Source organism: Streptomyces sp. NBC_01775, from assembly GCF_035917675.1.
GTDB lineage: Bacteria > Actinomycetota > Actinomycetes > Streptomycetales > Streptomycetaceae > Streptomyces.
Genome location: NZ_CP109104.1, coordinates 1,236,038 through 1,254,551, shown reverse-complemented (window position 1 = coordinate 1,254,551; position 18,514 = coordinate 1,236,038). Strand labels below are relative to the sequence as shown.

Annotated in this window: 17 protein-coding genes and 1 pseudogene; 9 read left to right on the top strand and 9 right to left on the bottom strand. The window is 70.7% G+C overall.

The window, feature by feature from the left end; genetic code table 11:
- Window positions 1-57 precede the first annotated feature (57 nt).
- A complete protein-coding gene (locus OHB04_RS05980; RefSeq protein ID WP_326686635.1) occupies window positions 58-1,050 on the bottom strand; it encodes a DUF6227 family protein in 993 nt (330 codons plus the stop codon).
- A 259-nt stretch (window positions 1,051-1,309) separates the two neighbouring features.
- Between OHB04_RS05980 and OHB04_RS05975 the strand changes: the two genes are divergently transcribed.
- Window positions 1,310-2,860, top strand: coding sequence for an FAD-dependent oxidoreductase (locus OHB04_RS05975; protein ID WP_326686634.1), 1,551 nt, complete (start codon window positions 1,310-1,312; stop codon window positions 2,858-2,860).
- A 51-nt stretch (window positions 2,861-2,911) separates the two neighbouring features.
- On the opposite strand, the gene OHB04_RS05970 is transcribed toward OHB04_RS05975, so the two are convergent.
- The 4 genes from OHB04_RS05970 to OHB04_RS05955 form a co-directional block, all read right to left on the bottom strand.
- The gene (locus tag OHB04_RS05970) at window positions 2,912-4,723 is read right to left on the bottom strand and encodes an acyl-CoA dehydrogenase (RefSeq protein ID WP_326806965.1); all 1,812 of its coding nucleotides are present in this window, start codon (window positions 4,721-4,723) and stop codon (window positions 2,912-2,914) included.
- A gap of 279 nt (window positions 4,724-5,002) precedes the next feature.
- The gene (locus OHB04_RS05965) at window positions 5,003-5,827 is read right to left on the bottom strand and encodes an SAM-dependent methyltransferase (RefSeq protein WP_326686632.1); all 825 of its coding nucleotides are present in this window, start codon (window positions 5,825-5,827) and stop codon (window positions 5,003-5,005) included.
- 30 nt (window positions 5,828-5,857) lie between these two features.
- Window positions 5,858-6,118, bottom strand: a complete 261-nt coding sequence (locus OHB04_RS05960) for a DUF397 domain-containing protein (protein WP_326686631.1) — start codon at window positions 6,116-6,118, stop codon at window positions 5,858-5,860.
- A gap of 3 nt (window positions 6,119-6,121) precedes the next feature.
- Complete coding sequence (locus OHB04_RS05955; protein ID WP_326686630.1) at window positions 6,122-6,979, bottom strand: helix-turn-helix domain-containing protein; 858 nt, start codon at window positions 6,977-6,979, stop codon at window positions 6,122-6,124.
- A gap of 328 nt (window positions 6,980-7,307) precedes the next feature.
- Here OHB04_RS05955 and OHB04_RS05950 point away from each other — a divergent pair, with 328 nt between their 5' ends.
- Together OHB04_RS05950 and OHB04_RS05945 are read left to right on the top strand one after the other, a co-directional pair.
- The gene (locus OHB04_RS05950) at window positions 7,308-7,760 is read left to right on the top strand and encodes an ATP-binding protein (protein WP_326686629.1); all 453 of its coding nucleotides are present in this window, start codon (window positions 7,308-7,310) and stop codon (window positions 7,758-7,760) included.
- A 197-nt stretch (window positions 7,761-7,957) separates the two neighbouring features.
- Complete coding sequence (locus tag OHB04_RS05945; protein ID WP_326686628.1) at window positions 7,958-8,788, top strand: SAM-dependent methyltransferase; 831 nt, start codon at window positions 7,958-7,960, stop codon at window positions 8,786-8,788.
- Between the two features lie 100 nt (window positions 8,789-8,888).
- On the opposite strand, the gene OHB04_RS05940 is transcribed toward OHB04_RS05945, so the two are convergent.
- On the bottom strand, window positions 8,889-9,797 hold the full coding sequence (locus OHB04_RS05940; RefSeq protein ID WP_326686627.1) for a helix-turn-helix domain-containing protein: 909 nt from the start codon (window positions 9,795-9,797) through the stop codon (window positions 8,889-8,891).
- A 166-nt stretch (window positions 9,798-9,963) separates the two neighbouring features.
- The gene (locus OHB04_RS05935) at window positions 9,964-10,206 is read right to left on the bottom strand and encodes a DUF397 domain-containing protein (protein WP_326686626.1); all 243 of its coding nucleotides are present in this window, start codon (window positions 10,204-10,206) and stop codon (window positions 9,964-9,966) included.
- A gap of 211 nt (window positions 10,207-10,417) precedes the next feature.
- Between OHB04_RS05935 and OHB04_RS05930 the strand changes: the two genes are divergently transcribed.
- Complete coding sequence (locus OHB04_RS05930; RefSeq protein WP_326686625.1) at window positions 10,418-10,612, top strand: hypothetical protein; 195 nt, start codon at window positions 10,418-10,420, stop codon at window positions 10,610-10,612.
- Here the strand turns inward: OHB04_RS05930 and OHB04_RS05925 are convergent.
- Together OHB04_RS05925 and OHB04_RS05920 are read right to left on the bottom strand one after the other, a co-directional pair.
- Complete coding sequence (locus tag OHB04_RS05925; protein ID WP_326806964.1) at window positions 10,589-12,754, bottom strand: HelD family protein; 2,166 nt, start codon at window positions 12,752-12,754, stop codon at window positions 10,589-10,591. The two genes, OHB04_RS05930 and OHB04_RS05925, sit on opposite strands and share 24 nt — an antisense overlap.
- Window positions 12,755-12,824: 70 nt before the next feature.
- Window positions 12,825-13,481, bottom strand: a complete 657-nt coding sequence (locus OHB04_RS05920) for a TetR/AcrR family transcriptional regulator (RefSeq protein WP_326806963.1) — start codon at window positions 13,479-13,481, stop codon at window positions 12,825-12,827.
- A 170-nt stretch (window positions 13,482-13,651) separates the two neighbouring features.
- Here OHB04_RS05920 and OHB04_RS05915 point away from each other — a divergent pair, with 170 nt between their 5' ends.
- The 5 genes and pseudogenes from OHB04_RS05915 to OHB04_RS05895 all read left to right on the top strand — a co-directional run bounded on the left by OHB04_RS05915 (window position 13,652) and on the right by OHB04_RS05895 (window position 18,509).
- On the top strand, window positions 13,652-14,182 hold the full coding sequence (locus OHB04_RS05915; protein WP_326686622.1) for a ferritin-like domain-containing protein: 531 nt from the start codon (window positions 13,652-13,654) through the stop codon (window positions 14,180-14,182).
- Between the two features lie 481 nt (window positions 14,183-14,663).
- Entirely contained in the window at window positions 14,664-15,620 is a 957-nt protein-coding gene (locus tag OHB04_RS05910; protein ID WP_326686621.1) for a universal stress protein, read from the top strand.
- Window positions 15,621-16,108: 488 nt separating this feature from the next.
- Window positions 16,109-17,692: a purine-cytosine permease family protein gene (locus OHB04_RS05905; protein ID WP_326686620.1), complete on the top strand. Its 1,584-nt coding sequence runs from the start codon at window positions 16,109-16,111 to the stop codon at window positions 17,690-17,692.
- A 105-nt stretch (window positions 17,693-17,797) separates the two neighbouring features.
- Window positions 17,798-18,085, top strand: a pseudogene (locus OHB04_RS05900) (aldo/keto reductase); the annotation flags it as partial.
- Between the two features lie 16 nt (window positions 18,086-18,101).
- Window positions 18,102-18,509 carry an HIT family protein gene (locus OHB04_RS05895; protein WP_326686619.1) on the top strand — a complete coding sequence of 136 codons (408 nt, stop codon included), beginning with the start codon at window positions 18,102-18,104 and terminating at the stop codon, window positions 18,507-18,509.
- Window positions 18,510-18,514 lie beyond the last annotated feature (5 nt).

The window sequence follows — 18,514 nt, the reverse complement described above, 5'->3', positions numbered from 1 at the left end:
CGGTTCTCTCGTGGGGTGCGCGGCGCACCGGGGGGCTCACCGGGATCGCACGGGGGCTCACAGGTCGATGCCCCGGTCCCGGGCGAGGCGCTGGGCGGCCTGATCCGCGACCGTCTCGTCCAGATACACCTCGCACACCAGGCGCCCGCTGCCGGTCAGATTGTGCTCCAGCTCGTACAGGCTGACCTTGCTGCCGTCGGCGAGCAGGAAGGCGTGCTCGTACACCGAGCACCACACCTGGCCGTCGGTGGCCGGTACCAGGGGCTTGGGGACGTGCAGGATGTGGTGGCCGAGCGCGGTGGCCAGCAGTGTGAGGGTCTCCTCGCCCGGCCGGTCGCGGTTCTCCGCCCGGCGCAGCAGCCGCCGCGCGTGCTCGGGGGAGTCGGTCTCGGTGTACTCGCGCCGCCCGTAGGCCGCCCCGGTCGCGGCGAGGAAGTCGAAGGAGATCCGCGTCGGGCCGTGGCCGCGCTCGCCGAGCGGGTCGGCGGAGTCGAAACAGCCGTCGAGGGCGCCGAAGCCGTCGTGCTCCTCCAGGCCGTACTCCCCGAGGGTGTGTCCCTCGAAGCCGTGCCCCTTCAGCCCGTCCTCGGCCTCGAAGCCGTCCGGGTCGACGCCCTCCAGGCCACCCGGGCCGCCCGGAGCGTCGTGGCCGTCATCGCCGTCGGCCGGGTTCTCGTGCGGGGCCGGTGCGCCCGGCGCCTCGGGCCCGCCGCCCATCCAGGAGTGCACCCGGTGCTCCGAGCGGCGCAGTGCCTCCGCGCTGTCGTACACCTCGTACAGCTCGGTGCCCTCCGCGCCGCCGCTGTCGTAACACAGCTCCCACAGCACGAGACTGCTGCCGTCGGCGAGCAGGAAGACGTGCCGGAAGCTGCTGCACCGAAGCATGGGCGGCGGGACATTGCGGTGCCGCCAGCCGTGCAGCTCGACCCGGAACATCACCGCGCCGCACAGCCGTTCGAGGACCCGGTCGGAGACATCGAACGGGTTCTGAGCGCGCGTCAGCAGTGCGTCGACGTGGTGAGCAGGAGTCAGGTGCCTTTCCTCTCCCATCGCGGAACCCTTCCGGCATGCAGCCAACAACCGATCGATCCCCGCGGGCACACACCGTAGCGCTCAACGGGCCGTGCGGGGGCGGCTTTTGACAAATTCTCGCTGCTAAAAGCCCAGGGCAAGCGTGTTTTCGGCTGGATTGGGGGAATTCGAAGACGGCTCACTGTGCGTGAGAAGTGACTGAGAGGGAACGACACAGTGAATACGAACGCCTGATCCCTCGGCCAAGACCGGGCCGGGCGACGGAGGGAGCGCGGCGGTGACGACACTGCCCGTCGGTTACGAGTCCTATTGGATGCTCTCAGCGACAGGAACCCCGTGCCCGGCACTGCCGTCCGACAGCTCGGTCGAGGTGGACGTGGCGGTGGTGGGCGGCGGGATGGCGGGCCTCTCGGTGGCATGGGAGCTGTCACGGGCCGGCCGGAGTGTGGCCGTCCTGGAGTCCGACCGGATGGCGGCAGGGGTCACGGGCCACACCACCGCCAAGCTCTCCGCGCTGCACGGCCTGTTCTACGGCTGGCTGCGCTCCAGCAGGGGCGAGGAGGAGGCACGCCACTACGCGCTCTCCCAGCAGGGCGCCGTCGAGCATCTCGCGGACATCGCACGGGAGCTGGGCATCGAGTGCGAGCTGGAGAGGGTGCCCGCCTACACCTACGTGGAGTCGGGCGAGCACGAGGACGAGGTGCGTGAGGAGGCGGAGGCCGCCGCGGCGGCGGGACTCGCCGCCTCCTTCGTGACCCGCACCGGGCTCCCCTTTCCGGTGAGCGCTGCCGTCAGGGTGGAGGACCAGGCCCAGTTCCACCCCCGCAAATACCTGCTGGGCCTGGTGGCCGCCATACAGCGCGAGGGCGGGCTGCTCTATGAGCGCACCCGGATCGTCGCACTGGATGAAGGCGAGCCGTGCCGGCTGGTGGCGGAGAACGGCGGCGAGGTCGTCGCCCGCGACGTGGTGGTGGCCACGCACTATCCGGTCTTCGACAGAGCGCTGATGTTCTCCCGGCTGGAGCCCCGCCGGGAGCTGGTCATCTCCGCGCTGCTCCCCGAGGCCGAGGACCCGGGCGGCACCTATCTGACCCCGGAGCGCAGCACGCGCTCGGTGCACACCGCTCCCTACCCCTTCGCCGAGGGGCAGCGGCTGCTGATCGTGACGGGCGAGAAGTTCACCCCCGGGATGACCGGAATAGGGTCCGTCGGCGCCCGCTACGAACGTCTCGCCGCGTGGACGTACGAGCGCTTCCCCAGCGCGCGGCTCGCCCACCGCTGGGCGACACAGGACAACGAATCCTCCGATCGCGTGCCCTACATCGGCCGCTTCCACCCGGCGGCCCAGCACACCTATGTCGCCACCGGGTTCGGCGGCTGGGGGATGAGCTCAGGCGTGCTGTCCGGGCAGCTGCTGGCCGCGCACATCACGGGTGAGCCGCTGCCGCCGTGGGCACGGCTGTACGACCCGGTCAGGCTCCGCCCGAGCGAGGCGTCCGCGCTGCTGCGGTTCCAGTCGGCCGTGGCGCGCCGGTTCGTGGGCGACCGGCTGCGCCCCTCGTACCTGGATTCGGTGGACGAGATCCCGCCGGGTACGGGGGCGATCGTGCGGGTGCGCGGCCGTCGCTGCGCCGTGCACCGTACGACGGAGGGTGAGCTGCGCGCCGTCTCCCCGCGCTGCACGCACCTGGGCTGCCTGGTGCGGTTCAACGACGAGGAGGCGGCCTGGGAATGCCCCTGCCACGGCTCGCGCTTCGGTACGGACGGCAGGGTGATCCAGGGCCCGGCGACCCGCCCTCTGGAGAAGCGCGACCTCGGCGAGGAGTGAGGCAGCGGCCAGGCGCCCGCGCGGGGCGAGGGCGGGGAAGAGGCCGGGCCGTCACAGCCAGGCCGGGTCGGTCTCCAGCGCGACCGTGTCCAGCGACTCCAGCAGGTCGAACTGCGGCCCTGTGCGGGGAAGTTCCGAGTGGAAGAAGTAACGCGCCGCCTGCCGCTTGCCCCGCAGGAAGTCGTCGTCGCCCGAGCCCGTGGCCAGGAACTGCCCCAGCCAGATCCAGGCCACCACCACATGGCCGACCGCCTCCAGGTAGACGGAGGAGTTGGCCAGCGCCACCGCCGGGTCGCCCTTCTCCCACAGCCGGGCCGTCACCGTCGTCACGCGCTCCCACGAGGCGCGCAGCGGGGCACCGAGCCGCTCGGCCTCGCCCCCCGCAGCCGCGGCCCGCTCCAGCGTCCCGGCCACTGCCTCGCCCAGCGCGCGCAGCCCCGCGCCGTCGTGCATCACCGCCTTGCGGCCCAGCAGGTCCAGGCCCTGAATGCCGTGGGTGCCCTCGTGGATGGGGTTGAGACGGTTGTCGCGGTAGTGCTGCTCGACGTCGTACTCCCGGGTGTAGCCGTATCCGCCGTGCACCTGGATGGCGAGGCTGTTGGCCTCCAGGCACCACTGGGAGGGCCAGCTCTTGGCGAGGGGGGTCAGCACGTCCAGCAGCAGTCCGGCGCGTGCGCGCTCCTCCTCCGTGGCGGCGGAGCACTGCTCGTCCACCAGCCGTGAGCAGTACAGGAGCAGTCCGAGCGCCCCTTCCACGTACGACTTCTGTGCGAGCAGCATGCGGCGTACGTCCGTGTGCTCGATGATCGGCACCTGCGGGGCCGAGGCGTCCTTGCCGCCCGCGCTGAGCGGGCGGCCCTGGGGGCGTTCGCGTGCGTAGCGCAGAGACTTGAGGTATCCGGTGTAGCCGAGCGCCATCGCGCCGGCTCCGACGCCGATCCGCGCGCCGTTCATCATGTGGAACATGTACGCGAGGCCCCGGTGCGGCTCGCCCACCAGGTGACCCACGGCGCCGGCCTCGCCGCCGGGCCGGTGGCGGGCGCCCTCGCCGAAGTTGAGCAGCGCGTTGGTGGTGCCCCGGTACCCCATCTTGTGGTTGAGCCCGGCGGGCACCACGTCGTTGCGCTCGCCGAGGCCGCCGTCCGGGCCCACCAGGTGCTTGGGGACGATGAACAGCGAGAGCCCCTTGACCCCGGGCGGCCCACCGGGGATGCGGGCCAGCACCAGATGGACGATGTTCTCCGCCAGCTCGTGGTCGCCCCCGGAGATCCACATCTTGGTGCCGAAGAGCCGGTAGGTGCCGTCCGGCCGCTCCTCGGCACGGGTGGCCACATCGGCGAGCGAGGAGCCCGCCTGCGGCTCGGACAGGCACATGGTCCCGAAGAACCGCCCCTCCAGCATCGGCCGCACATAGGTGTCGACCTGCTCGCGCGAGCCGTGCGCGCACAGCAGGCGCGCGTTGCCGAGGGTGAGGAACGGATACGCGGACGTGCCCACGTTGGCCGCGTGGAAGTAGCTGAAGCAGGCCGTCGCCACGGTGTGCGGCATGCCCATGCCGCCGAACTCCTCGTCCATGGACGCCGCCAGCAGCCCCGATTCGGCGAACACCCCCAGCGCCTCGGCCGCCTCCGGGAGAGTGTGGACGCGCTCACCGTCGAACCAGGGTTCTTCCTGGTCGTTCTTCTTGTTGTGCGTCGCGAAGTGCCGTTGGGCGATGCGCTCGCTCAGGTCGAGGGCGTCGTCGAAGGTCTCCCTGGAGTGTTCCGCGTAGTGCTCGCGCCGGGTCAGCGCCCCGACGTCCAGCCAGTCGTAGAGCTGGAAGTCGAGATCGCGGCGGGAGAGGAGGAGCGAGGGTGTGGCCATGGCGGTGATCCGATCCCAGGGGCGACGGGGCACTGAGCGCATCTCTAAGCGCTTGCTTATGCTCGGTCGGCCGAGCCTGCCCTGTCAACGGGCGCCCTGGCCTCTTCCCTGACCTTCCGCCCCGTATTCCGCCGGTCCCGGCCGCCCGGCATCCGGGCGGCTCGCCCCACGTGGCCCTACGGGGAGCGGGAGTTCCACGCCGCCTGGCCGCTGCCGGCCGAGGTCCTGGACCTCCCGCCCGGGCAGCGTTGGTCCGACGCCGCCCTCCCCCTCCGCTTCTCAGGGCTTGCGCGCGACCCCCGCGAGCATGCTGGGCTCGCCGTCCTTGAGCTCGCAGGTCATTCCGGGCTCGGGACGCCACTGGTGCGCCATGATGAGCCCCGGCTGGACCAGCTCCAGGCCGTCGAAGAAGCGCGCGATCTCCGCGTTCTCGCGCAGCCGCATCGTCGTGCCGCCCTTGGCGTAGATCTCCTCGACCTTCTTGCCGAGGACCGCCAGCTCAAGGTCGTCCGGCTGGGCCGTGGCGTGTGAGAGGCACAGGAAACTGCCGGGCGCGAGCCGCTCCATCAGCCCTCGCAGGAGCTCGTAGGGGCCCGACTCGTCGGGGACGAAGTGGAAGAGCGCGTTGACCGACAGGGCCACCGGACGGGTCAGGTCGAGGGTGGTGTGCAGTTCGTCCGAGTCCATGATCGTCTCCGGACGGGTGGCGTCCGCCTGGAGGTAGGTGGTGCGTCCCTCCGGTGTGCTGTGCAGCAGCGCCTGCGCGTACTGGAGCACGATCGGGTCGCTGTCGGTGTAGACCACCCGTGCGTCGGGGGCGACCGCCTGCGCCACCTGGTGCAAGTTGGGCTCGGTCGGGATGCCGCTGCCGATGTCCAGGAACTGCCGCACGCCGCGTTCGGCGGTCAGCCAGCGGGTCGCGCGGATCATGAAGTCACGGTTGGCGCGGGCCATGGCACCGGCGTACGGCACGGTGGCGATGACGGCCTCCGCTGCCTGTACGTCCACTTCGTAGTGGGTCTTTCCCCCGAGGTAGTAGTCGTACATCCGAGCCGAGTGCGGCTTGGTCGTGTCTATGCCGGGGAGGTTCTCCCGTGTGGTCATTACGGTCTCTCCGTTTTCCGGTGGTGACAATCAGTCGGTGGCCAGCAGGAAGTCGGCCACGCCCTGCTTGGCGCCCCGGAGGAAGGTCTCGAACTCGTTGGTGGTGTAGATCAGCGCCGGCCCTTCCGGGTCCGTCGACTGCCGTAGCGCGACGCGCCCGTCGCCGAGCTTCATCGCCTCGACGCAGCTTCCGCCGTTGGTGCCACTCCAGGGCTTCTGCCAGCCCTCGGTGCCGAGGTCCTTCGCAGGCATGCCGTTGTATATGTGGCGCTTGTGGCCTGTGTGACCCATGGTTCAGAACTCCTTGCGGATCTCACCGAGGACGGCCTCGGTGTGTGGTACCGGCGCGGCCTGCGCGCCCATGCGGTCCAGCACCTCCAGATAGGCGGCGGTGTCCGGACGCTCGTCCAGATACGCGGCACCCGTCAGGTTCTCCGTGTAGACGATGTCCGGGAGCTCCGGGATCTCGAAGCGGAAGAGCTGGAAGGGCCCGAACATGCCGGGGTGCGGACCCGAGGTGAAGGGAATGATCTGAAGCGTGATGTTCGGCCGCGCGGTGACCTCGATGAGCCGGTCGATCTGCTCCCGCATCACGGCGGGCGATCCCACGTGGCGCCGCAGTACCTGCTCGTCGAGCACCGCCCACAGCACCGGGGCTTCCGGTCCTTCGAGGAGCCGCTGGCGGCCCATACGGAGCGCGACCCTGCGGTCGAGCTCCTCCTCGTCGGCCCCGGGGAATCCGGTGCGCAGCAGTGCACGCGCGTAGTCCTCGGTCTGGAGAAGCCCTGGGACGCAGTGCGGCTCATAGGCCCTGATCAAGCTGGCCTCGCCCTCAAGGCTCACGTAAAGGCTGAACCACGCGGGCAGCACATCGCGGAAGCCGTGCCACCATCCGGGGCGGTTCGCCTCCTCCACGAGGGAGAGGAACGACTCCGTCTCCTCGTCGGAGAGGCCGTAGACCTTCAGCAGCTTCTCCACATACGGTGGCTTGAGACCGACCTCGGCCTTCTCCATGCGCCGCACGGTGGTCGTGTTGACGCTGAGTGCGTACGCCGCCTCGGTGAAGGAGCATCCTGCGCGCTCGCGCAACTCGCGCAGCCGCAGGCCGAGAACTATCTGCCCCACAGTTGGTGCGGAACGGGCCTCGGCCACTGTGCCCTCCTCCGATTGCCTCCCCCAGCGGACCCTGTCGCGTCAGAAGTGTGCCATGGCTTCCCGTGCAGCAGCCATACTGCCCCTCCGATTCTGCGAATTGCAGAACTCCCCTTGCCATCTGTGAAGTGTGCGGCGCATAGTGAACAACGTGACCCAGCTCATGAGGCTGCGGCACCGGAGCCGCACAGCATCGTCCGCGTCGCCGGAGGGCCTGGCAGCAACAGCCCCCCGGTCTCCCCACGCGTGCCTCAGGCCCAGACGATGCGCGCAGTGTCAACCGGCAGCCGTCCTCTCCCTCCACAGGTAGACGGAAGGCGAACCGCTCGTGGCCTCCTCGCACCCCCCTACGCAGCTCATCCCTTCGCACCAGGCCGACCCGGCCGAGGCAGTGCGGCGGGAGGGATTCGAGCTGCCCGCGCACACGTCCTCCGTCTCCAGAGCGCGGGCCCACGTCAGCGGCCAGCTGCGCCGCTGGGGCTTTCCCGAGGACCTGGGTCACACGGCACAGCTGGTGATCTCCGAGTTCGTCACCAACGCCGTCCTGCACACGGACAGCGGGCGCATAGGGTGCAGCCTCCATCTGGACGGGGAGCGCCTGCGTATAGAGGTCAGCGACGAAGGCGCGGAAGGCTGCGCGCCTCAGCCCCGTATCGCGACCCCGGAAGAGGTGAACGGCCGGGGTCTTCAGCTTGTCGGGGCTCTCGCCGAGCGGTGGGGGGTCTCCTCGGGGGACGCCCGGTGCGGCCGTGTGGTGTGGGCCGAGCTGGGCACGTGCTGACCACCCGCACGCTGACTGCTTGCGGGCCGACCTGACCGCCGGCCCCGTCTGCCGGTTCCGTTTCCCGGGTCCGCGCTCCTCCCGGTTCTGTTCAGGTAAACGCCACTTGGCGTAGCCCGCCCCTGCCTGGCATGGGATGCTTCCGCGTGACGGCACGCATGCTCGGGGAGGGCGTGCGGTGACACGGTGGGGCGCGTATGCGGAAAGAAGAGCCCGGTTCCGAAGGGCAAGAGCCGGAGCAGTCGGTGGATGTGACCGTGCCGAGCGTGGCGCGGATGTACGACTTCTACCTCGGCGGCAAGGACAACTACGCCGTGGACCGCGAGGCAGTGGCGGAGCTGGACAAGATGGTCCCCAGCACCAAGCCCCTCGCGCTCAACAACAGGCGCTTCCTCAGGCGCGTGGTGCGCATCCTGGCCGAGGACTACGGCATCCGCCAGTTCCTGGACCACGGATCAGGGCTGCCCACCCAGGACAACGTCCATCAGGTCGCGCAGCGGGTGGATCCCCGAGCCCGCGTCGTCTATGTCGACAACGACCCGATCGTGCTGGCGCACGGCCGCGCGCTCCTGGAGGAGAACGCTTTCACCTGTGTCATCCAGGCCGACATGCGGGCCACCGACGAGATCTTCGAGCATCCGGAAGTGCGCAGACTGCTCGACCGGGACCAGCCCGTGGCCGCGCTGTTCGTCTCCGTGATGCACTGCATCCCCGACTCCTCGGACCCGGCCGCAGTGGTGCGCCGTGTCATGGAGCGGCTGCCCCGGGGCAGCTTCGTCGTCATCAACCAGCTGGTGAGCCACGACAAGGGAACCCGCGACTTCGTCACCGAGTTCATGGACCGCAGCACCGGCGGACAGTGGGGCAGGGTCCGCGAACCGCACGAGGTCGACGGCTATTTCGAGGGCCTCGAACTGCTGGATCCCGGCCTCGGAAGGATCGACGACTGGCGCCGGGATTCCGAGGTGGGGCCGCGTCAGCTCACGGACGAGTGGTTCGAGTACGGAGGCGTGGCCCGCAAGCCGTAGCGGCCTCCGGACGAGTGGCTGAGGCTCCGTCCGTCTTTGCCCTGACACCCGTCTACTCGGTCCGGGCGCCCGTCTGCGCCAGGATGCCCGCCCGTCGGCGTCAGCGCTCGTACTCGCTCAGCAGCTCTTCCAGGAAGCCGGCCGTTCTGGCAGGCGGCTCGGCCATCGCGCACAACCGGTCCATCACCACCATGTAACCCTCCACCTCTTCGCGCTTGTCCAGGTAGAGGGAGCTGGTGAGCTGCTCCAGATAGACAATGTCGGGCAGGTCGGGCTCCAGGAAGCGCAGTATCGTCACCGGCCCGCCCGCGGCGGCGAGGCCGCCGATGTTGAACGGGGCGATCTGGAGAGTGATGTTGGGCTGCTGAGTGGCCTTGATCAGATGCCGCAGCTGCTCGCGCATCACCTCTCGGGAGCCCAGCGGACGGCGCAGCGCCGCCTCGTCCATCACGGCCCACAGCCGGGGCGCGTGCGGCCGGTCCAGGATCGACTGGCGCTCCATGCGCAGCTGGATCCGCCGCCCCGACTGCCGCTCGTCGTCCCTGGGGTGACCGAGTCTGATGACCTCGCGTGCGTAGTCCCGCGTCTGGAGCAGACCGGGTACGAACTGCACCTCATACATGCGGATGATCGAGGCGGCCTCTTCCAGGCCGATGAGGCGGTCGAACCACGGCGACATCACGTCGCTGTACTTCTGCCACCAGCCCGGACTGCCCGCCTGGCGCGCGAGGGAGAGATACTCCTCGCGCTCCTTCGGGTCCCACACCTCGTAGAGCGTCAACAGGTCGGCGACATCCCGCTCCTTGCAGCCGACCCGCCCCAGCTCCAGGCGGCTGATCTTGGCGTGCGATCCGCGGATGGCGTCGCCCGCCGCCTCGCGGGTGATCCCGTGCTCCTCGCGCAGCCGTCGCAGCTGGGTGCCCAGGACGATACGCAAGATCGTGGGACCGCCCCGAGGGTGATCCAGGATGCGTCCGACCGACGCCTCGCGCCGCGGCTCTGCTGACATCGCGCCCGCCTTGCTTCCCTGAGTGACTGACCGGATGCTCAGTGTCCCACTAGGCCATCCGGGCGTACAGACATGCTGGTTACACGTGCCGCCGCCACATGTCGGTGACATGTGGCGGCGGCGATTGCGGTGTCGTGCGGTGCGGTTGTGTCTCGCCTGGGCCGGGTCAGTCCTGGACGTTCAGGAGGTCGTCGAAGTCTCCGTCCTTGGCGCCCTGGACGAAGGCCGCGATCTCAGCGGGTGTGTAGACGAGGGCCGGCCCCGAGGGGAACCGGGAGTTGCGCACGGCGACCCCCTGGCCCGGGAGTGAGGCGACCTCGACGCAGTTGCCGTTCGGATTGCTGCGGCGGCTCTTGCGCCACACAGCGTCTTCGATCCGGGTGGCTTCGATGCCGTTCTCGATCTGCATGTACGTCTCTCCCTACGTCACTTGCTTGTCCCCCGTGGGCGGTTGTGACATTTGGAAGCGTCTCACAGCCGAGCGTTCTTGCATCTGTAAGTGCAGATGTACTTGCAGAAGTAAGTGCGCAGCCGCGACAATGCCGTCTGTAGTCCAGCTATCACGCAACTCTCCGTCGGCATCCCGGAGTTCGCGCTTCCGTCCCTCAACAGGAGCCACAGTGACCACACAAGGCGCCGCACAACCCCTACAAGCGGGCCCGGTGGACGATGACCTCGACTGGGACCACCCGCTGACGCGGCTGATCCTGCTGTTGGAGATCGCCGATCAGCCCGACTGGCTCCGTGACTTCGTCTCCGCGGACCCCACCGCCCCCTCGGCCGGGCCCGCCTCAGCCCGCCATCGCCTCGGGTAGTTCCCGCGCGTGCAGGATGTCCAGCCGTGAGACCGCGCGGGTGAGCACCACATAGAGCAGCTCAAGACCCCGCGGACCGCTCTCCGCGATCTGCGCGGGCTCGGCCAGTACGACGTGGTCGTACTCAAGTCCCTTGGCAAGGTCGGCCGGCAGCACGGCCACCCGCCCCAGGGCGCCTCCGCCTCCGCCCCCGTCCTCGGGCCCGCCGGCCGCCAGCCCGGCGCTGTGCAGGGCGGACAGCAGCGGCTCCACGCGCTTCCGGTCCGCTATCACCGCGACCGAACCCTCCCCGTCGAGTGCGGCCCTGACCCGTTCCGTCACGGCCCGCGCCAGCGCGGAGTCACCCGGCACCCGCAGTGTCGTCAGCTCGCCGTCGCGGCGCAGGGACCGCGACGGCGGTACCCGCACCTCCAGCGAGTCCAGCAGCCTGTTGGCGGCCTCGACGAGCACGGCGGGCACCCGGAATCCGGTGGTCAGCGGGACCACGCTCGCCCCGGGCGCGCCCAGGTGTGCGAGCTGTGCGGACCAGTCGCGAGCCGCCCACGGCGTGGTGCCCTGCGCCAGGTCGCCCAGCACGGTCAGTGAGCCGAAGCGGCTGCGGCGCGCCAGGACGCGGCACTGCATGGGAGAGAGGTCCTGTGCCTCGTCCACCACCACATGGGCGTAGCTCTCCTCCGGATGCGCGATCAGCCCTGCCACCTCGTCCAGCAGCAGCAGATCCGCCGGCGACCACTGCGCCGCACGGGGGGATCGCAGACGGCGCGCGCTCCACAGCAGCGCCTCCCGCTCCCGGGGACTCAGCAGGCCCTCGCTCGCCGCCTCCAACGCGGCGCTGCTGCCCAGGAGTTGGATCAAGACCTCCTCCGGCTTCGCCCGGGGCCACACCGCGTCCAGAAAGCCCGTGAGCGCCTTGGTCCTGCCCATCCGGCGCAGCCAGGCCCCGTCCGGCGGCCCGGCGCGGCGCTCGGCCTGGGACCGCAGCAGTGCCACGGTGCGCGCCCGCACCCGCTCCCGGCCCACCCCGTACGGCGGCGCCTGGGCCAGCGTCTCCTCGACGACGGCGCGCAGGTCCTCCTCGGGCAGGCGCCAACGGTAGGAGCCGTCGGGCACGGCCAGCGGCGCGTCCGGAAGGCGGACCCGGGAGTAGAGGGCCCGCCGCAGCACGGCCGCCATCGCCGCCCCGTGCTTGACCTCCACCGCCTCGGGGCTGTCCGCCGCGCGCACCGGGCGGCCGGGCAGCAGGTCGTCCACCCGGCACTGGCGCACGCCCGCCTCGCCCAGCGAGGGCAGTACTTCGGAGATGTAGCCGAGGAACGCGCTGTTGGGCCCGACCACCAGCATGCCGCCGCGCTCGAACCTGCGGGGATGGGTGTAGAGCAGATACGCGGCCCGGTGCAGGCCCACGGCGGTCTTGCCGGTGCCGGGCGCGCCCTGGACGCACACGGAGTCCTCGGGCCCCGAGCGGACGAGTTCGTCCTGCTCGGGCTGGATCGTGGCGACGATGTCGCGCATCGGGCCGACCCGTGGCCTCTCGATCTCCCCGGCGACGATCCGGCTCGCGCGGACAGGCTCCGGCGCGCTGTCCGCGTCCGCGAGCGGCTCGTCCTCCATGCCCGTCAGATCCCCGGCCGTGCCCGGGCTGCCCGGCGCCCAGCCGAAGCGGCGGCGCATCCGGACGCCCTGGGGGTGCAGGGCGCTCGCCTGGTAGAAGGCGCGGGAGACGGGTGCGCGCCAGTCCAGGACCAGGGGCGGTGACGCGGGGTGTTCGCAGACGCGGCGGCGCCCGATGTAGTAGCGCTGACCCCGGTGTTCCCCGGCTTCGTCGCCGCCGGCACCTTCGCACTCGAAGTCGAGCCGTCCGAAGAAGGGCGGCCCTTGCGGCTCCTCGCGCCACTCCTTGGCCCGGCTGCGCAGATGGCGCCCGAGGGCCTCCGCGCTCGCGCCGTCGCCCGCCACGCCCTCACCCGCGCTCTCGCCCGAGTGCCGGCCGGTGAGGATGCCGGCGCCCTCCAGGACACGGCCTTGTGCCAGTTCGGACATCCGGTCGAGCGCGGCGCCGCACAGCGCTGTGTAAGCGCGCTCGGCGGCCAGTTCGCCGTGCGGGCTCCCGCCGTCGTCACCCGTGGTGTGCTCCCCGGTCATGGGGCCTCCCCCCTTCGTCGTTGTTCTTTCTTTCGTCTTTCTTTCGTCGTTGGTCGTTTGTCGTTCGTCGTCAGGCGTACGGCGTGAGGCCCGAGCGCAGCAGTGCGAATGCCTTCCGGGCGTCCCGGCGGGACGGGGGGTACAGGCTCTCGGCGTCGGCTCCCTCGGAGATCCGGCGCCAGTTCTCGGTCGCCAGCACCCGCTGGACGGTGACGATCTGACCCGCCGCCAGCCGCGCCGTCAGCTTCGCGCCCGCTCCGGGGTCCGCGCCCGCGGGGGCGGCCTTCGCCAGCTCGCCGGCCAGCGCGTCCTCGGAGCGCGCGGTGTAGGAGTGCAGCCGGGCGACCAGGCTCGGGGTGCCGTACAGCAGCCGGTGGAAGGCCAGCACCTCCGGCGCGTCGCACAGCCCGGTCACCGGGTCGCGGGCCTCCAGTCCGGTCAGGAAGTGTGCCTCCAGCGCGTCGAGGGGTGCGGTCCCCTCGGTGCGGGCCGCGACCACCCGGGCGGCCTCGTCCTCGTGGTCGGCGAAGCGGTAGAGGGCCATGTCCTCCTTGGCCGGGAAGTAGCGGAAGAGGGTGGGCTTGGAGACCTGGGCCGCCTCGGCGATCTCGGTGACGGAGACGGCGGCGAAGCCCTTTTCCAGGAAGAGGGCGACGGCGGCCTCGGAGATCGTCCGGTAGGTGCGCTGCCGCTTGCGCTCGCGCAGTCCTGTGGGGTTCTCACTCATGGAAAGACGGTAACAGAAAATGTAACTGGGTAAATTTTATTCCCCGGTTAATGGGGCATTGTGTGTAGATTTTCTTCCCTTTGCGGCTTATTCCCGGTGCTGCTGTAGTGGAGCGGAGACCCGTGAGGGGAAACCCAGCGGAACCACCCGCGAGCGAACAGGGACGTGGCATGCCTGACTTCCTCACCGACGTACAGACCCTCCGGGAGCGCGCGCGCGACGGCATCATGAACGGCCCGGTGACCACGGCGTACGGCACCGACGTCGGGAGGGTCATCGAGCTGCTGAACACCGCCTTGGCCACCGAGCTGGTGTGCGTACTGCGCTACCGCCAGCACCACTTCGCCGCCAAGGGTCTGGACTCGGAGCCGGTCGCCGCGGAGTTCCTCGAGCATTCCAACGAGGAACAGGACCACGCCGACCAGATCGCCGACCGCATCTACCAGCTCGGCGGCGAGGCGCTGATGGACCCCTCACGCCTGCTGGACCGCTCCCACTCGGAGTACGTGACCTCGACGGATCTGACGGAGATGATCCGCGAGAACCTCATCGCCGAGCGAATCGCCATCGCCTCCTACACCGAGATGATCAACTGGATCGGCACGGCGGACCCCACCACCCGGCGGGTGCTGGAAAACGTCCTGGAGAAGGAAGAGGAGCACGCCGACGACATGCTCACCTTCCTTGAGCCGCAGCGCTGAGCCGGCGGGCGACGGAGTGGGCGAGCCGGAGGCGAGCGTCCGGCGTGGGCCATGGGGATCAGGAGGGGGCGGCAGGGCAGTCAGGACAGGTCGCGACCTGAACTGCCGCTCCGCGGCGGCGCGGCCGAGACACCACCGGCCGCGCCGCCGCGGGGAACGCCGTCCCTGGAGGAGACGTGCGAAGGCCCCGCGATACCAGCACGTTGGAGGAGCGCCCACGCACGCGGGCGCGAAGGAGGGCGCGTGCCCGCCTGGTCCGGGCGAGCCCGGTGCCATGGCCGAGTGCCTGTTCGTCGACAGCCGTTCCCGTGGACTGAAGGCCAACGGGTGTGCGGCGATGAATCCTTGACGGGGTGTCCGCCGGCTGAACCGTTGGGGAAAGATCCACCGCGTCTCCTCCCGCATCCGCCCCGTGTGTCCCACACTGGCGGGGTACCCGCGCAGTGAAGCAAGGCCGTGAGGACGCGAGGAGAGGACGGACATGACGGAGACCAACGAGCGCCCCGGCGGGACGCCCGCGTACGCCCCCGCCCCCCACCGGGTGGTGGTGGGGGTCGACGGCTCCCAGCACTCGCTCCGCGCCCTGGACAGGGCGGCCGACGAGGCCGGACGCCGGGGCGCCGAGCTGGAGGTCCTGTGCGGCGCCGTCCCGCCCCGCCGCAGCGTGGTCCCCGAGACCGACACCGACAGGGAACGGATGCGCAGGGCCGCCCACGAGGTCGCCGAGGCCGCTGCGGAGCGGGCCAGGGCCCGGGTGCCCGGCCTCCGGGTCGCCGCGGCGGGCGTGAGCGACCCCCCGCCCGACGCGCTGGTACGGGCCAGCCGCACCGCGGCCCTCACCGTCGTCGGCACGCGCGGCCACGGCGGATTCCGGGGCCTGCTGCTCGGCTCGGTCAGCCTGCGGCTGGCCGCCCATGCCGCCGGGCCGCTGCTGGTCGTACGCGGCGAGGAGCGCGAGGCCGACGGGACGCCGGGGGAGACCATCGTCGGGCTCAAGTGGTCCGGCGCGACGGAACCGGTCGGCTTCGCCTTCGAGGAGGCCGCGCGTGACGGCTCCACGGTGCGGGTCGTCCACTCCTGGACCCACCCCGTCCTGCCCAGCCTCGGCCTGAAGAGGCCGCCGAAGGAGCGGGAGGGGGAGAAGGAATCCGCGGAGGCGGGCAAGGCCGCCGAGGCGTTCGTGCGCGAGGCGATCGGCCCCTTCCAGGAACGGCACCCTGATGTGCGGGCGGTCACCGAAGAGCACCGTGGCCCCGCGGCGGAGCATCTGATCGATCTGAGCGCGGGGGCCGGGCTGATCGTGCTCGGCGTACGGCGCGAGCATCGGCGCCTCGGCCTTCAGGTCGGACCGGTCGTCAACGCGGTCCTCCAGCACGCCCACTGCTCCGTGGCCCTGGTCCCCGTTCCCCCCGAGCCCACCAGGGAACCCCGCCCCTGAGAGGCCCCCGCCCTTTGCACCCACCACGATGAGGCCCCGGCCCCTGCCTCTCCGCCACGGCGGTGAGAGCCCCGACGGCGGTCGTCGGGGCTCTCTTTCGGCCGCGGCGGAAAGATGGGGCCCTCTTTCCGCCGCGGTGGCGGGAACCTCGATGGCGGGTGTCGGCGGTGCCGAGCGGCCCTGGGGGTTGGTTTGGCACCGCCGGATACGTGTGCCTCCGCCGGGCGCCATCGCGGCGGGGAGAGGGCGAGCGCCCGCCGCGCGCCGCGCACGTGCGGGCCGACCTCGCCTGGCGGCGGAAGAACCGGCGCGCTCACCGCGCCCTCGCGCCCTCCGCGTACTTGGAGGATCGCCCCAGCGCGCGGGGGGCGATCGTGTGGCTATGTACGATGGAGCGCACCCTGCAACGCGCGTAGAGTCCGCCGCGGTCCTGGTCAGGGCCATGCAATGACGCACGACGCACCAGAGAACCACGCACGGAGCCCCCCATGGCAGCTACCCCCGGCGTAGCCGGCGCCGATGACGCCTCCCCGGCGAACCCTCCGAACATCCCGAGCCCTGCGAGCCCTGCGAAGTCCCCCGCCTCTCCGGACTCCTCGGCCCACGGGGCCGTCGAGACGCGGGGGATCGAGCCCGTACCCGATCATGAGCGGCGCGGCAGGGTCCGGGAGCTGTTCCCGACCTGGGTCGCCGCCAACATCAGCGTGCTGCTGCTCACCATGGGCGCGGGGCTCGTGGTCTTCAACGGCCTCAACTTCTGGCAGGTCCTGCTCGCGGCAGCCGTCGCGGGCACCGTCTCCTTCGGCCTGGTCGGGCTGTTGGCCGTCTCCGGCAAGTGGGGCGGAGCGCCGGGCGCGATGCTCTCGCGGGCCACCTTCGGGGTGCGGGGCAACTACTTCCCGGGCATGATCTTGTGGGTCGCCCGCTTCGGCTGGGAGACCATCAACGCGGTCACCGGCACCTACGCCGTGCTCACCGTCTTGGACCTGCTCTTCGGCATCAAGAGCAACACCCCGCTGATCGTCGTCACCCTCCTGCTGTTCGTCGGTGTGACGTTCCTGGTCAGCGGCATGGGCCGCAAGGTGCTCAACATCTGCAACACCTGGTCGACCTACCTGTTCGGCGTCTTCACCGTCCTGGTGCTGATCTACCTGATCACCACCGTGGACTGGGACAAGGTGTTCGCCAAGCCCGCGGGCGGCACCGCCATGCTGATCGCGGGCATCGGCACCATCGCCGCCGGCGGCATCAGCTGGATCCCCACCGGGCCGGACTTCGCGCGCTACCTGCCGCACAGCGCCGAGGGCAAGAAGATTTTCGGCACCACCGTTTCCGGCGCCCTGCTCGTGCTGGTGCCGATGGTGCTCATGGGCGGCGTGATGTCCTTCGGGACCCCCGCGCTGGCCAAGACCAACGACCCCGTCTCCTTCCTCGGCGAGGCGCTGCCGATGTGGCTCGCGGTGCCGTACCTGGTCATCGCGCTGATCGGCATGGTGCTGATCAACAGCCTGTCGATGTACTCGGCCGGGTTCACCGCGCAGACCATGGGCGTACGGCTGCCGCGCGCCTCGGCCGTGAGCATCAACGCGGTCATCAGCCTGGTCGGCGGGCTGCTGCTGATGCTGGTGGCCAAGAGCTTCTACGGCTCGTTCATCTCCTTCCTCTCCCTGCTCGCGGTCTCCTTCTCGGCGTGGGTCGGCGTCTACGGCGTCGACATGCTGAGGCGGCGCGGCAAGGAGGTGCGCTACGACCCCGAGGGCCTGCTGGACACCTCGCGCACCAGCCGCTACTGGTACGTGGGCGGCTACTGCTGGCAGGCCATGACCGCCTGGGCGGTCGCGCTGCTGCTCGGCCTCGGCTTCACCAAGGTCGACTGGTTCACCGGCCCCCTCGTCTCCACCTGGATCGGCCGCAACGGACTGGGCTGGGCGGCCACCGCCTTGCTCGCCGCCGCCTTGTACGCCGTGCTTCCCGCGCCCCGCGAGAACGTACCGGCGGCACCCCGCGAGAGCGCGCCCGCGCCCCGTGAGAGCGCGACCGCCACGCCCCGCGAGAGGGTGCCGGGAGCGTAGGACCCGGCGTGTGGCCAGGGGCTCCGTATGCGTCAATGGAAGGGCAATCGGAGCCCCGAGCGAGCCGAGGTCACATTGAGTAACGCACACGTCCCCGCCGTCACGCACGGCATCGCCACCGAGGCGTGGTCGCCGCTCGGCCGGGGCAACGGCGTCCTGGACGACCCGGCGGTCATCAAGGCCGCGGAGAAGCACGGCAGGAGTGCCGCCCAGGTGGTGCTGCGCTGGCACCTCCAGCTCGGCAACGTCGTCATCCCCAAGTCCGTCACTCCCTCCCGCATCAGGGAGAACATCGAGGTCTTCGACTTCGAGCTGGACGGGGAGGACCTGCGCGCCCTTCAGCGGCTGGAGACGGGCGAGCGCGTCGGCCCCGACCCGAACACCTTGAACTGACGGGCGGGGGCGCGGTATGGAGTGCGTCTTCTGCAAGATCATCGACGGTGAGCAGTCCGCCCACCGGATCTACGAGGACGGAGCCGTCGTCGCCTTCCTGGACCGGCGGCCCCTCTTCTCCGGCCACACCCTGGTCGTGCCGCGCGCCCATGTGGAGACGCTGACCGACCTGCCGGAGGAGTCGACCGGCCCGTACTTCAGCGCGGTACGCCGCGTCACCGGCGCCGTGGAGCGCGGCATGGCGGCAGACGGGTCGTTCGTCGCGACGAACAACAAGGTCAGCCAGTCCGTACCGCACCTGCATGTGCACGTGGTGCCGCGCAGGAAGAAGGACGGGCTGCGCGGCTTCTTCTGGCCGCGCAACCCCTACACCGACGAGACGGAGGCGCGCCGGGTGGCGGCCAGGATCCGCGCCCAGTTCTGAAGAGC